Origin of the sequence: Micromonospora sp. AMSO12t (genome assembly GCF_008806585.1) — a bacterium.
GTDB lineage: Bacteria > Actinomycetota > Actinomycetes > Mycobacteriales > Micromonosporaceae > Micromonospora > Micromonospora reichwaldensis.
In genome coordinates this window covers 1-12951 of record NZ_WAAS01000185.1, presented here as the reverse complement: position 1 = coordinate 12951, position 12951 = coordinate 1, and the positions used below count along the sequence as shown (strand labels likewise).

At 72.8% G+C, this 12951-nt stretch carries 13 protein-coding genes and 1 other RNA gene; 11 read left to right on the top strand and 3 right to left on the bottom strand.

What is annotated here, in order from left to right; all coding sequences use genetic code 11:
* Window positions 1-198 precede the first annotated feature (198 nt).
* Entirely contained in the window at window positions 199-870 is a 672-nt protein-coding gene (locus tag F6X68_RS23075) for a bifunctional DNA primase/polymerase (protein WP_132237270.1), read from the bottom strand.
* 249 nt (window positions 871-1119) lie between these two features.
* Between F6X68_RS23075 and F6X68_RS23070 the strand changes: the two genes are divergently transcribed.
* The 8 genes from F6X68_RS23070 to F6X68_RS23035 all read left to right on the top strand — a co-directional run bounded on the left by F6X68_RS23070 (window position 1120) and on the right by F6X68_RS23035 (window position 8625).
* Window positions 1120-2349, top strand: a complete 1230-nt coding sequence (locus tag F6X68_RS23070) for a helix-turn-helix domain-containing protein (protein WP_151456239.1) — start codon at window positions 1120-1122, stop codon at window positions 2347-2349.
* Between the two features lie 16 nt (window positions 2350-2365).
* Window positions 2366-2938, top strand: a complete 573-nt coding sequence (locus F6X68_RS23065; protein ID WP_151456238.1) for a flavoprotein — start codon at window positions 2366-2368, stop codon at window positions 2936-2938.
* A 170-nt stretch (window positions 2939-3108) separates the two neighbouring features.
* Window positions 3109-3939 (top strand): Nif3-like dinuclear metal center hexameric protein, encoded by an 831-nt coding sequence (locus F6X68_RS23060; RefSeq protein WP_192581510.1) that lies wholly within the window; start codon window positions 3109-3111, stop codon window positions 3937-3939.
* A complete protein-coding gene (locus tag F6X68_RS23055; protein WP_151456236.1) occupies window positions 3936-4673 on the top strand; it encodes a zinc ribbon domain-containing protein in 738 nt (245 codons plus the stop codon). The genes F6X68_RS23060 and F6X68_RS23055 overlap by 4 nt, the downstream gene beginning before the upstream one ends.
* A 4-nt stretch (window positions 4674-4677) precedes the next feature.
* Entirely contained in the window at window positions 4678-5898 is a 1221-nt protein-coding gene (locus tag F6X68_RS23050; RefSeq protein WP_151456235.1) for a bifunctional RNase H/acid phosphatase, read from the top strand.
* Window positions 5899-6058: 160 nt separating this feature from the next.
* Complete coding sequence (locus F6X68_RS23045; RefSeq protein ID WP_151456234.1) at window positions 6059-6340, top strand: DUF3311 domain-containing protein; 282 nt, start codon at window positions 6059-6061, stop codon at window positions 6338-6340.
* On the top strand, window positions 6340-7995 hold the full coding sequence (gene mctP, locus F6X68_RS23040; protein ID WP_151456233.1) for a monocarboxylate uptake permease MctP: 1656 nt from the start codon (window positions 6340-6342) through the stop codon (window positions 7993-7995). Before F6X68_RS23045 ends, mctP begins: the two co-directional genes overlap by 1 nt.
* Before the next feature lie 84 nt (window positions 7996-8079).
* On the top strand, window positions 8080-8625 hold the full coding sequence (locus F6X68_RS23035; RefSeq protein WP_151456232.1) for a hypothetical protein: 546 nt from the start codon (window positions 8080-8082) through the stop codon (window positions 8623-8625).
* Window positions 8626-8644: 19 nt separating this feature from the next.
* Here the strand turns inward: F6X68_RS23035 and F6X68_RS23030 are convergent, their stop codons facing one another.
* The gene (locus F6X68_RS23030; protein ID WP_225852378.1) at window positions 8645-9139 is read right to left on the bottom strand and encodes a GyrI-like domain-containing protein; all 495 of its coding nucleotides are present in this window, start codon (window positions 9137-9139) and stop codon (window positions 8645-8647) included.
* 154 nt (window positions 9140-9293) lie between these two features.
* Between F6X68_RS23030 and F6X68_RS23025 the strand changes: the two genes are divergently transcribed.
* Window positions 9294-10103 carry a phytanoyl-CoA dioxygenase family protein gene (locus tag F6X68_RS23025; RefSeq protein WP_151456231.1) on the top strand — a complete coding sequence of 270 codons (810 nt, stop codon included), beginning with the start codon at window positions 9294-9296 and terminating at the stop codon, window positions 10101-10103.
* Between the two features lie 2 nt (window positions 10104-10105).
* On the top strand, window positions 10106-10924 hold the full coding sequence (locus F6X68_RS23020) for a TrmH family RNA methyltransferase (RefSeq protein ID WP_225852377.1): 819 nt from the start codon (window positions 10106-10108) through the stop codon (window positions 10922-10924).
* Window positions 10925-11141: 217 nt separating this feature from the next.
* Here F6X68_RS23020 and F6X68_RS23010 read toward each other — a convergent pair whose 3' ends face one another.
* The gene (locus F6X68_RS23010; RefSeq protein ID WP_151456229.1) at window positions 11142-11903 is read right to left on the bottom strand and encodes a sulfite exporter TauE/SafE family protein; all 762 of its coding nucleotides are present in this window, start codon (window positions 11901-11903) and stop codon (window positions 11142-11144) included.
* A 103-nt stretch (window positions 11904-12006) separates the two neighbouring features.
* Here F6X68_RS23010 and rnpB point away from each other — a divergent pair.
* An RNA gene (gene rnpB / locus F6X68_RS23005) (RNase P RNA component class A) lies at window positions 12007-12424 on the top strand.
* Window positions 12425-12951: the final 527 nt, after the last annotated feature.

Sequence of the window (12951 nt, the reverse complement as noted above, 5' to 3'; positions counted from 1 at the left end):
TCGCGGGCGGCCCGGGCGGGAGCCGACGGGACGGGTGACCGGCCAGCGGCGGCGCGGCCGGTGCCGGGGCGGCGGCTCCGCGCCGTCCGGCTGGCGCGCGGTGTCATCGGTGGACATGTAACCCCCCGCTCCCGGCGCGGGTGCGCCGTCGCCGTGCTCAACGAGCGCCGGCCCTCCGGCGTCGCTGCCGCGCCGCCGTCACATGCCCCGGCGCGGCAGCGGCAGGTGCCCGGGGAGCAGGTCGGAGGTGACCCTGACGCCGGTCGCCCGCAGGGCCTCGATCAGCGCGTTCTGCACCAGGTAGGAGTCGGGCAGTTGCCAGCGGGCCTGTTCGGGCGCGACCGCCCACCGGACGGTGCCCTCCGGCAGCCGGGTCGGTGGGGCCGGGATCCAGGAGCCGGGGCCGTGCCGGACCACGTGGAAGCAGTGGTCCAACTCGGGGCGGAGCGGGTCGCCGGGGCGGACCAGGAACATCCAGCGGCCGGTCGGCGTCACCAGCACCGGCCCGCGTACGCCGACGCCGGCCGGGTGCGTCCGGACCGCGTCCAGCACGTGCCGGCCGAGGTGCGTGGGGACCTCCAGCACGTCGAACGCCCGCCCGGTGGGCAGCAGCACCCCGTGCGGCCGGGTGCGCCACCAGGTCGCGACCCGGGCCGGGTCGGCGCTCGCCGCGTGCTCCCAGTTCTCCAGGGCGGGGTGGCAGCCGACCGTCGGACAGCCGGCCCGCCCGCAGACGAAGCGGCTGCGGGCGAGGCAGGCGCCGGGGGTGACGTCCCAGCCGTGCAGGGCGTACCGCACGGCCACCCGGCGCAGCCGCACCCGTTCCAACGGGGACAGTTGAACGACGCGCGGCGCGACATTCCCCCACATGTGCCATCTCCCCTCGCCGGACCCGGCCGGTGCCCAGGTCGCATGTCGAGCACCGTCACTGCCGTAACCCGCGATCGTTGAGCTGACGAACGGCTCGTGCAACTTGCACGAAAACTACGAGAACTGGCTGTATGGCTGACGCACACGCTGTGCGACCAGCGAAAACCTGAGATGTACGGATCGATCGCCGCACCCGGCAGGACCGGCCGGCACGCCCGCTCGAGCAGGCACAGGGGAAGGAACGGGTGGATGGACGAGTTACCCATCGGGCGGCGGGTGGCCTACTGGCGGGGGCGGCGCAAGATGTCGCAGCAGGTCTTCGCCGACCGGCTGGGCAAGTCGAAGAGCTGGGTGGACAAGGTCGAGCGCGGGGTGCGCCGGCTGGACAAGTTCTCCGTCCTCTACGAGATCGCCGACATCCTCCAGGTCGACGTGCAGCTGCTGCTCGGCAAGGACCCGGAGCGGCGTACGGACGCGCTGAACTGCATCGACCAGGTGGAGGTGCAGGAGATCCGGGCGGCCCTGGAGCGGTACGACTCGATGAGCGCGTACTTCGACGCCGCGCCGTGCCCGCCGCCCCTGGGCGACATGCGCAAGGCCGTCAACCACGCCTGGCTCACCTACCAGTACGGCCGCTACGGGATGCTCACCCGGGCGCTGCCGAAGCTGCTGCGCGACGCCCAGGCCGCCGACGCCGGCCACGGCGGCGACCAGGCGGTCGAGGCGGCCCACCTGCTCGGGCAGGTCTACCAGATCGCCTCGTCGGTGCTGCGTAAGCTGGGCGAGTGCGACCTGGCCTGGCTGGCCGCCGACCGCTCGATGGCGGTGGCCCAGCGCGCCGACGACCCGCTGCTGGCCGGCATCGCCACCACCCGGGTCTGCAACGCGCTGGTGGCGATGGGCCGGCCCCGGCCCGCGCTCGAACTCAACGTCACCATCGCCAACCGGCTCGCCCCCGGCTGCGGCAACGCCGCCGACCCGGCCCTGCTCTCGGTCTACGGGATGCTGCTGCTCCAGGGGGCGATGGCCGCCGCCCGGATCGGCGACTCCGCCACGGTCGGCGACCTGATCAACGGCGCGCACGAGGCGGCCGTCCTGTTGGGCGGCGACCACAACCACTACTGGACCTCGTTCGGACCGACCAACGTGGAGCTGCACCGGGCGGCGGCGGCGGTCGAGCTCGGCGACGGGGGCCGGGCGGTCGAGGTGCACCAGCAACGCATCCAGGAGCCGGCCTTCGGCGCCCTGCTGCCGGAACGCCGGGCCCACCACCTGCTCGACATCGCCCGGGGCTTCGCCCAGATCGGCGACGTGGCCAACGCCGGCGAGATGCTGCTGCGCGGCGACCGCCTCGCCCCGTCGGAGATCCGCTGCCGGCCGATCGCCCACGAGGTGATGTCGGACATCCTGCGTCGCACACGTGGTGCGCCGCCTTCTCCGATTGCGGAGTTGGCTGAGCACATGGGAGTTGGGGTATGAGCGCGGAGCCGGCCTGATGACCGGCCCGCACCCGAGCAGCGAGCGCCGCGAGGTGCTCTACGTCATCGCCTGCGGTTCGCCGCTGGCCCGCCACGTCGGCCGGCTCGTCGAGCTGGCCCACCAGGACGGTTGGGACGTCTGCGTGGTCACCACGCCGGACGGCGCCAAGTTCGTCGACCGGGCCGCGCTGGCCCGGCAGACAGGCCATCCGGTCCGCACCCACTACAAGAATCCGGGCGATCTCGACGTGCTGCCGCAGGCCGACGCGATGATCGTCTGCCCGGCGACGGTCAACACCGTCAACAAGTGGGCGGCCGGCATCACCGACACACTGGCCCTCGGTCTGCTGGTGGAGGCGCAGGGCCTGGGCGTGCCGGTGGTGGCGGTGCCGTACACGAACGCGGCGATGGCGGCCCACCCGGCCTTCCGGGCGGGCATCGCCCGGCTCGCGGAGTGGGGGGTCACGGTGCTCTTCGGCGATGACGTCTTCCCGTTGCACCCGCCGGGCACCGGCGAGCGGCACGTGCACGCCTTCCCGTGGGCCCTGGGTCTGGCCGCCGTACGGGACCGGCTCTGCCCCGTCGCCTGACGCGTGCCGACGGGTCCCCGGCTGACTTGTGGCGTCCGCCGGGGACCCTTCGGCACCGGGGGAGCGCTGGGACACGCCGCCGCGTCGGTGGGTGAGGGCCCCGGCCACGGCTCGCGCCGGTAAGCTGGCCCGCCGTGAGCACCAACGCAGTCCCGCCGACCGTCGCCGACGTGGTCGCCGAGCTGGAGCGGCGCTATCCGCCGGCCTGGGCCGAGGACTGGGACCGGGTCGGGCTGGTGCTCGGCGAGCCCTGCGCCCCGGTGCGCCGGGTCCTCTGCGTCGTCGACGTGGTGCCGGAGACGGTCGCCGAGGCGCTCGACGCCGGCGTCGACATGATCGTCGCCCACCATCCGCTGCTGCTGCGCGGCGTCTCCTCGGTGGCGCCCACGACCTTCAAGGGCCGGATCGTCCACCGGCTGATCAAGTCCGACGTGGCGTTGTACGTCGCGCACACCAACGCCGACGTGGCCGCCCCGGGGGTCTCCGACGCCCTCGCCGCCCGGTTCGGGCTGACCGGGCTGCGCCCGCTGCACCGGCCCGCACCCGGCTCGCCCGCGCACGGCGACGGCCGGGGGATCGGCCGGATCGGCGAGCTGCCGGAGCCGATGACGCTGGCGGAGCTGACCCGGCACGCCGCCGCCGTGCTGCCCGCCACCGCCTGGGGAGTTCGCGCCGCCGGGGATCCCGGGCGTATGGTTCGTACCCTCGCGGTCAGCGGCGGCGCGGGGGACGGCTTCCTCGCCGACGCGACCGCGGCCGGGGTGGACGCGTTCCTCACCGCCGACCTGCGCCACCACCCGGCCGGCGAGCACCTGGCCGCCGACGGCCCGGCCCTGCTCGACGCCGCCCACTGGGCGACGGAACGACCGTGGCTGGACGACCTGGCCGTCCTCCTGCGGGAGGCGACGGGTGTCGAGACGCTGGTGTCCGACCTGGCCACCGACCCGTGGACCGTACACGCCGCCCCACCCGCGGTGGACGACAAGGAGCCCAGAACGTGAAGGCTGACCCCCAGGTCCAGCGCCGCCTGCTCGACCTCCAGGCGATCGACACCACCCTCGCCCAGCTCGCCCACCGGCGGCGTTCGCTGCCCGAGCGGGCCGAACTGGACGCGCTGGCCCGGGAGCTGTCCGCGCTGGAGGACGAGCGGGTCCGCGCCCAGGTCGCGGTTGACGACCTGGACCGGGACATCGCCCGCATGGAGAAGGACGTCGACCAGGTGCGGGCCCGCAAGTCCAAGAACGAGGCCCGGCTCGCCGCCGGCACCGGCCCGGCCCGGGAGCTGGAGGCCCTGCAGCACGAGCTGGTCTCGCTCAACCGGCGTCAGGGCGACCTGGAGGACGCCGAGCTGGAGCTGATGGAGCAGCGGGAGACGGCCCAGGGCGTGCTGGACGGCGTCGAGCAGCGGCTCGCCGAGGTGCGGGAGAAGCGCGACGACGCCGAGCGGCGCCGCGACGAGAGCCTGGCGGAGATCGCCAAGGAGGAGGAGTTCAAGCGCGGCGCCCGCCAGCCGCTGGCGGGCGACCTCCCGGCCGACCTGGTGCAGCTCTACGACAAGATCCGCGAGGACACCGGGCTCGGCGCGGCGCTGCTGACCGCCGGCCGGTGCGGCGGCTGCCGTCTGACGCTCTCCGGCGCCGACGTGGCCCGGATCCGCAAGACCGACCCGGACGAGGTCGTCCGCTGCGAGGACTGCCGACGGATCATGGTCCGTACCAACGAGTCCGGCCTGTAGTCCCGTGGCGCCGCGCGTGGTCGTCGTCGAGGCCGACGGCGGATCCCGGGGCAACCCCGGCCCGGCCGGCTACGGCGCGGTGGTCCGCGACGCGGACACCGGTGAGGTGCTGGCCGAGCGGGGCGAGTCGATCGGCGTCGCCACCAACAACGTCGCCGAGTACCGGGGGCTGATCGCCGGGCTGGAGGCCGCCGCCGAGCTGGGTGCCGCCGAGGTCGAGGCCAGGATGGACTCGAAGCTGGTGGTCGAGCAGATGTGCGGCCGCTGGCAGATCAAGCACCCCGGGCTGCGCCCGCTCGCCGCGCAGGCCGCCGGGCTGGTCAACCGCTTCGCCGCCGTGCGGTTCCACTGGATTCCCAGGGAACGCAACCGGCACGCCGACGCCCTCGCCAACGCCGCCATGGACGCTGCCGCCGGCAAGGCGCCGGCCCGGCCCGCCGTCGCGCCGCCGCGCGTCGTGGAGCCGCCGCGCGAGGTCGCCGGTCCCGACTCGCCGGCCCGCGCGAAAGCCCGGGAGGTGGCCGCCCGCGCCGCGTCGGCGACGAGCACCGGCACCGACCCGGCCACCGCGCCCGCCTCCTGGGAGCCGCGGCCGAGCTTCACCGCCACCCGGCTCGTCCTCGTCCGGCACGGCGAGACGGCCTTCACCGAACAGCGCCGCTACTCGGGCCGCGGCGACGTGCCGCTCTCCGAGCGCGGCCGGGCCCAGGTCCGGGCCACGGCCGCCCGGGTGGCCGAGCTGGCCCCGACCGTCGCGGCCGTGGTCAGCTCGCCCCTGTCCCGGTGTACGGCGACCGCCGAGGCGATCGCCGGGGCACTCGGCGGCGTGCCGGTGCGCCGCGAGGACGACCTGATCGAGTGCGACTTCGGGGCCTGGGAGGGGCGCACCTTCGCCGAGGTCCGCCAGGAGTGGCCGGGCGAGATGGACGCCTGGCTGGCCTCGACCCGGGTGGCCCCGCCGGGCGGCGAGTCGTTCGTCGACGTCGCCGAGCGCTGCCGCCGCGTGGTCGACGGGCTGTGCCGGGCGTACCCGGGGGAGACCGTGGTGGTGGTCTCGCACGTCTCGCCGATCAAGCTGGTGCTGCGCGACGCCCTCGCGGCCGGCGACGGCTTCCTGCACCGGCTGTTCCTGGACGCGGCCGGCATCTCGGTGCTCGACACGTGGCCGGACGGCGGGGTCGCCGTCCGTACGGTCAACGACACCGCGCACCTCGCCGGGATCTGAGCCGGGCGGCCGGCCGTCCGGCCGCCCGGGGTCGCCGTTCGGCGCACGCCGTCCGCCGTTCGGCGCAGCAACCTCCTCCCGTAGAACGTGACCCGGGTCACAGGGTCGTAGCCTCCGGCCGTCATCTGTGTCGATCTACGACTCGCGGAGGTTTGTCGCAATGGCCGCACCCGAACCGGAGGCGCCGACCGCGGCGCGCTCCAGGGCGAAGGACCACAGCCCCTGGAACTGGTTGCTCTTCATCCCCATCGTGGTGCCCCTGATCCCGGTCTTCTTCAACGCCGACTCGCCCCGGTTCCTCGGCTTCCCGCGCTTCTACTGGCTCCAGCTCGTCTACATCCTGCTCGGCGTGGCCACCACCACGCTGGTGTACCAGATGACGAAGAAGCGGGCCGGCGCGCCGTCGGACGGGCCGGGCGACACGGCTGCGGGTGATCGCTGATGTGGCGCGACCACCTCACCGAGATCATCGTCTTCTCGGTGCTCTTCCTGCTGGTCAGCGGGATGGGATTCGTGGCGGCCCGGTGGCGGGCCCCGAAGGACATGGCCCACCTCGACGAGTGGGGGCTGGGCGGGCGCAACTTCGGCGGCTGGATCACCTGGTTCCTGGTCGGCGGTGACCTGTACACCGCGTACACCTTCGTGGCGGTGCCGGCGCTGATGTTCGGTGCCGGCGCGGCCGGCTTCTTCGCCGTCCCGTACACCATCGTCATCTACCCGCTGGTGTTCCTGGTGCTGTGCCGGCTCTGGTCGGTCTCGCACCGGCACGGCTTCGTCACCCCCGCGGACTTCGTCCGCAAGCGGTTCGACTCGCCGGTGCTGGCGCTGCTGATCGCGATCACCGGCATCGTGGCGACGATGCCGTACATCGCGCTGCAACTGGTCGGCATCGAGGCGGTGCTGAAGACCATGGGGGTGACCGGCGACAGCGCCCTGGCCCGGCACCTGCCGATCATCATCGCGTTCGCGATCCTGGCCGCGTACACCTACCAGTCGGGGCTGCGCGCGCCGGCGCTGATCGCGTTCGTCAAGGACACGCTGATCTACATCGTGATCCTGGTGGCGGTGCTCTACCTGCCGTACAAGCTGGGCGGCTGGGGCGAGATCTTCGACGCCGCCGACGCGAAGTTCGACGCGTCGCCGAACCCCAACGACGGGGTGCTGCTCAACGCCAACAACCAGCTCCAGTACGTCACGCTGGCGTTCGGCTCGGCGCTGGCGCTGTTCCTCTACCCGCACAGCATCACCGGCGTGCTGGCCAGCCGGAACCGCGACGTGATCAAGCGGAACATGTCGGCGCTGCCCGCGTACAGCCTGCTGCTCGGCCTGATCGCGCTGCTCGGCTTCATGGCCATCGCGGCCGGGGTGAAGCCGCTGCCCGGGTCGAAGGAGGGCACCGTGGACAGCAACACGGTGGTGCCGGTCCTGTTCGACCAGCAGTTCCCCGACTGGTTCGCCGGCGTCGCGTACGCGGCCATCGGCATCGGCGCGCTGGTGCCGGCGGCGATCATGTCGATCGCGGCGGCGAACCTGTTCACCCGCAACATCTACAAGGAGTACCTGAAGCGGGACGCCAGCCCCGCGCAGGAGGCGAACGTCTCCAAGATCACCTCGCTGGTGGTCAAGGTCGGCGCGGTGGCGTGCATCGTCTTCCTCGACCCGCAGTTCTCCATCGACCTCCAGCTCATCGGCGGCGTGATCATCCTCCAGACGCTGCCGGCGGTGGCCCTCGGCCTCTACACCCGCTGGTTCCACCGGGGGGCGCTGATCGGCGGCTGGATCGCGGGCATGGGACTGGGCATGTGGATGCTCTACCAGATCCCGAACGCCGCGACCGGCCGCAAGCACTTCGGCGGCTCGGCGTTCCCGCTGGCCGACTTCGGCTTCGACACCCCGAAGACGATCTACGTCGGGATCGTGGCGGTGCTGGTCAACCTCGGGGTCGCGGCGCTGCTCACGGTGGTGCTGCGGGCGGCGAAGGTGCGCGACGGCGGCGACGGCACCACGTCGGACGACTACTTCGCCGACGAGGGCGACCCGCGCGTCGTACCCGGCCCGCGCCGGGACGCCGACGCCGCCCCGGAACCGGTCGCCTGAGCGTCTCCCGGACCGCGTCGCCCCCGGCCCCCTGCGGCCGGGGGCGACGCGGCGGGAGTGGACGCCCTTCGTACGCTGACGACCATGACGAGACGCGCGCTGGTGGCCGTCCTCGGCGGCTCCGCCGCGCTGCTGCTGGTGGTCGTCGGGTGTGTGGGGGCCGTGATCCGGGTCGTCAGCAACGACCCGGGCGACACCCCCGAGTGCCGGGAGTCCGTGCGCGCCGAGGAGGCGAAGGTGCGCACCAACCGGTGGGACCCGCCCCAGGAGCTGCCGGACCTCGGCGACTACCTGGAGATCCACTGGCAGGTCCATTCCCTCTCGGGCGAGCCGTGCGGCCGCGCGCCGGGTCCGGTGGACTGGGCCTACCAGGGCGTGGTCCGGCTGCGTCCGGAGGACGCGCGGACGCTGGCGCAGCGGTACGACTTCGTGCCGTACGCGCCCGCCGCCAAGGCTCCCCACTCCGGCAGCCCGGCGGACGCCTGGCCCGCTCTCGCGCCGTTCCTGCCGGCCGCGCCCCGCTGGCTGCACAGCCGGGCGTACGACGAGGCGACCCCGTCCACGCGGTGGCGGACCGCCTTCCTGGACGTCGAGCACCGGACGTTCTTCTTCACGCTCAACGACCACTAGGCCGTATTCCAGAGGCGGGCTACGCCGGCTCGACGGGCAGCCAGAGCTCGCGGGTCGCGGTGCTGAGGTCGTCCGTCGGCTCGGGCACCGCGACGATCTCCGGGCCCGGCCGCAGTTGCCACGGGTTGAAGGGAAACCACTCGGCTGCGGCCGCGGCCCAGATCTTCTGCAGGGTCTGCGGCTGCGGCCCCACGGCCCGGATGACCACCCAGCGGCCCGCCGGGACCTCGATGACCTCGAGATCGCCCCGGACCGGCGTGCCCGGGGACACGGCGACCCCGTGCAGGTAGGTCAGCTCGCTGCCTTCGTCGTAGTCCGCGTCGAGGTCATCGAAGACCGCGAGCAGGCCGCCCGGCTCAGTGTCGCCGAGTGCCTTCAAGCGCAGGTGCTCCTCTGCCGGCAGCGCGGCGATGTGCTGCTGGATGTGCGGGTTGATGCCTCGGTGGATCAGTGGAACCCGGACAGCGTGCCCCACGAGCCAAAACGCGGGATGGTCGACGATGCGGGTTTCCATGCGTTCGCTCCCTTCGGCAGTTGGGCGGAACCTCAAGCTGTAGTGCTGTGCGACAGTGCCTCCGTATCGTGACCGGCTCTGTTGCGGCACACCCGACAGAGGCGGAGCGGAAAGTGTCGGGTGATCGGGATCGGTGCCGCCACACGATGGGGGCATGGACGACACGACACTGGTATCCCGGTTCCTTCGCGACGGCTTCGTGAAGTTGGCGGGCGCCGTCGCACCGCGCGTGGCCGCGGACTGCGCGCGGCTGCTGTGGCGGGAGACGGGCTGCGACCCGGACGACCCAGCCACCTGGACGCAGCCCGTGCACTGGGTGCCCGGCATGGCGCAGGGGCCGTTCGCCGCCGCACCCAATTCACCGTTCCTCCATCACGCGTACGACCTGCTCGTCGGCGCGGGACGCTGGGAGCCGCGTTACTCGCTGGGCACGTTCCCGTTGCGCTTCCCGCACAAGGACGAGCCGAACGACGCGGGCTGGCACATCGAGGGCAGCTATCTGCCTGAGGGTGCGAGCTGGTACTTCACGAACGTTCGCTCCCGGGGCCGGGCGCTGCTGATGCTGTTCCTGTTCAGCGAGATCGGTGCGGAGGACGCCCCGACACGGATCCGGGTCGGCTCACACCTCGACGTGCCGAAGGTGCTGGAGAAGTACGGGGAGGACGGGGCGAGCGGGCTGGACCTCGCGCCCGAGCTGGTGGCGGCGTCCGACCACCGGCCACTCGCCCTGGCCACCGGGTCTCCTGGCGATGTATTCCTGTGCCATCCTTTCCTGGTGCACGCGGCGCAACCGCACCACGGGACGCGGCCGCGCTTCATGGCCCAGCCGCCGCTGGTGCCGGCCGCGCCGTTCGAACTGGAACGGGCCGACGGTGCGTACTCGCCCGTGGAGATCGCGATTCGCCGAGGACTCGGGCAGGACACCCCCGTTCCTGATGTACGGGGAAGGCGGGGACAACGGTGAGGGTGCGGGTGAGTGGCCGCAATGCACGATTCCAGCAGTGGGAGGCACTGCTCCGCAATCGAACCAAGCGGCAGCGTCGCGGCGAGTTCCTCGTGCAGGGCGTGCGCCCGATCACCATGGCCATCGAACACGGCTGGCAGGTTCGAGAGCTGCTCTACGACGCCGACGTCCAGCTCTCCGGCTGGGCACGCAAGGCCCTGGACACCGTCCGGGCCGAGAGGTTCGCCGTCTCCCGTGAACTGATGCACATGCTGGGCGGCAAGGCGGACACGGTTCCGGAGCTGCTGGCCGTGGTCGCGCTGCCGCAGGACGACCTGCGCCGCATCCCGGCCGGGCCGACCATGCTCACCGTCGTGTTCGACCGGCCCACCAGCCCTGGCAACATCGGGACGCTCATCCGGTCCGCAGACGCCTTCGGCGCGTCCGGCGTCATCGTCACCGGCCATGCCGCCGATGTGTACGACCCGAAGGCGGTGCGGGCGAGCACCGGCTCGCTGTTCGCGCTGCCCGTGGTCCGGGCGCCCTCACACCAGGCGGTGCTCTCCTGGGTCGCCGACGTGCGCGCCGACGGCGTCGACATCGGCATCGTGGGTGCCGATGAGCACGGCGCACTGGATGCCGCCGAGTACGACTTCACGCAACCCGCGCTGACCCTGATCGGCAACGAGACCACCGGTCTCAGCGTCGGCTGGCGTGAGGCCTGCGACCAGCTCGTCCGGGTCCCGATGTCCGGGGCCGCCAGCTCCCTGAACGCGGCGGTCGCCGCGACCGTCGTGCTCTACGAATCGGCACGCCAGCGCAGCGCTGCCGCCCGCCGGTAGCGCGCTGATCACACTGGTGGGCTGATCACCCTGGGCCGCGTTTCGAAGTGGGTGCGATGGTGGGCATGGCCTACAGCTCGCGGGCCAACCGTGAGTACCTGCGCCGCCGAGGGATCAAGGCGACCATCCCGATCAAGGCCGGTCAGGCGGCCCCCGCTTCACGCTCCACGACCACTAGCCGCTCGGGTGCCCCAGGCCGGCCACGTGTCGCCGAGGCTCAGCGCAGCGCGCGCCAGAGCAGGTAGAGCCCGATCGCCGTGCCGAAGACCACGATCAGCACCTTGAGCACCACCGGCGGCAGCCGGCGCACCAGCCGCGCGCCGGCGTACCCGCCGACCAGCGTCGCCGGCGCGACCACCGCGACGGCCGCCCAGTTCACCGGCCCGAACAGCGCGAACACCACGAGCGTGGTCAACCCGACCAGCGCGGAGAGCAGGTTCTTGATCGCGCTCACCCGGGCCAGCGTCGCGTCCAGCACCAGGGCCAGGCCCGCGACCAGCATCACCCCGAGCGCCGCGCCGAAGTAGCCGCCGTACACCGCGCCGACGGCGACCATGGCCTGCACGGTGACCGTACGGCGGCGCGGCGCCAGGTCGCGCGGATGCCCGACGAGCCGGCGCAGCGGATCCTGGAACGCCAGCACCGCCGTCGCCCCGAGCACCAGGAAGGGCACCACCAGCTCGAACGCCCGGGCCGGGGTGGCCAGCAGCAGCAGGGCGCCGGCGATCGTGCCGACGATCGTGGTGGGCACCAGCGTGGCCAGCATCCGCCGGGGCGGCAGGTCCTGCCGGCTGCCCGCCACGCTCGCCACGTACCCCGGAAAGACCGCGACCGAATTGCTCACGTTGGCCGGCACCGACGGCAGGCCCACCGCGATCATCGCCGGGAAGGTGATGAGCGAGCCCCCGCCGGCCACCGCGTTGACCGTGCCCGCGGCGAGACCGGCGGCGAGCAGCAGCGCGGCGTCGGAGACATCCATGGTCACCAGAGGCTAGTACCCGCTTCCGGCAGGCGGGGTGCCGGTCGGCCCCGGGGTGGCAATGGGCGCGCCCGTGGCGTCGTTAGGATGGATGAGCGACGGACGAGTCGACCGGGCGGTCGCGTCGGCGGGCTCCGGCCCGCCGCCGAGGAACGTCCGGACTCCACAGGGCAGGGTGGTTGCTAACGGCAACCCGGGGCGACCCGCGGGACAGTGCCACAGAAAACAGACCGCCGACCCCATCGGGGACGGTAAGGGTGAAACGGTGGGGTAAGAGCCCACCAGCACCCCGGGTGACCGGGGTGGCTCGGTAAACCCCACCCGGAGCAAGGCCAAGCAAGGGCCGTCACCAGAGATGATGACGACCCGGCGCAGACGCTTGAGGGCTGCCCGCCCGATGTCTGCGGGTAGGCCGCTCGAGCCTGCCGGCGACGGCAGGCCTAGATGGATGGCCGCCGCCGACGCGAGCCCCTCGGGGCGCGCGCCGGTCACAGAATCCGGCGTACAGGTCGACTCGTCCGTCGCCCACCAGCTCAGAGCCCTGATCAAGGCTCTGACCTGGCCGTTTATCTGGTGCCGTTGGTTGACCTTGGTCATCGTTGGGTGGCGTTTGACGGCCTGGCCACGGCCTGGGACGGCCTGGAGACGGCCTGAGCGGGGGATCAGTGGATCGCCCCCGTCCTGACGCGTGCTGGTCCCTCGTGAGGGATTCCGGGGCGGCTTGGCGGGGCTCCTGCGCGTTGCCGGCGGCGGTAGGCGGGGCCGGGCACGTCCTGGCGGTGGAGCTGCTACTGCGATTCGGTGACACGGTGGCAAGCCAGTCCCGGGTTTGGACTGGCGCGGCAGCCGGAAGCCCCGGCCACGCGACCAGGTCGAGCCGCTGGCTTCCGTCACGGCCTCTGAGGTTGTTCCTGCTAGGGGGGTGTCCCTATGGGTTTCGTCAAGCGGGGACCGGGCTGGTGGGGCGTGGCTGGTAGGGGATCTTGTCGCGGAGCATGGCGTATAGGACGTCGCAGCGGCGTCGGGCGAGGCAGATGAGGGCGGCGTT

What these genes read in the sequence shown, in the direction of transcription:
- F6X68_RS23010 (WP_151456229.1), bottom strand. Translation starts at nt 11,903, where the DNA reads ATGGATGTCTCCGACGCCGCGCTGCTGCTCGCCGCCGGTCTCGCCGCG.
- F6X68_RS23070 (WP_151456239.1), top strand. Translation starts at nt 1,120, where the DNA reads ATGGACGAGTTACCCATCGGGCGGCGGGTGGCCTACTGGCGGGGGCGG.
- F6X68_RS23075 (WP_132237270.1), bottom strand. Translation starts at nt 870, where the DNA reads ATGTGGGGGAATGTCGCGCCGCGCGTCGTTCAACTGTCCCCGTTGGAA.
- F6X68_RS23030 (WP_225852378.1), bottom strand. Translation starts at nt 9,139, where the DNA reads ATGGAAACCCGCATCGTCGACCATCCCGCGTTTTGGCTCGTGGGGCAC.
- F6X68_RS23045 (WP_151456234.1), top strand. Translation starts at nt 6,059, where the DNA reads ATGGCCGCACCCGAACCGGAGGCGCCGACCGCGGCGCGCTCCAGGGCG.
- F6X68_RS23035 (WP_151456232.1), top strand. Translation starts at nt 8,080, where the DNA reads ATGACGAGACGCGCGCTGGTGGCCGTCCTCGGCGGCTCCGCCGCGCTG.
- F6X68_RS23065 (WP_151456238.1), top strand. Translation starts at nt 2,366, where the DNA reads ATGACCGGCCCGCACCCGAGCAGCGAGCGCCGCGAGGTGCTCTACGTC.
- F6X68_RS23025 (WP_151456231.1), top strand. Translation starts at nt 9,294, where the DNA reads ATGGACGACACGACACTGGTATCCCGGTTCCTTCGCGACGGCTTCGTG.
- mctP (WP_151456233.1), top strand. Translation starts at nt 6,340, where the DNA reads ATGTGGCGCGACCACCTCACCGAGATCATCGTCTTCTCGGTGCTCTTC.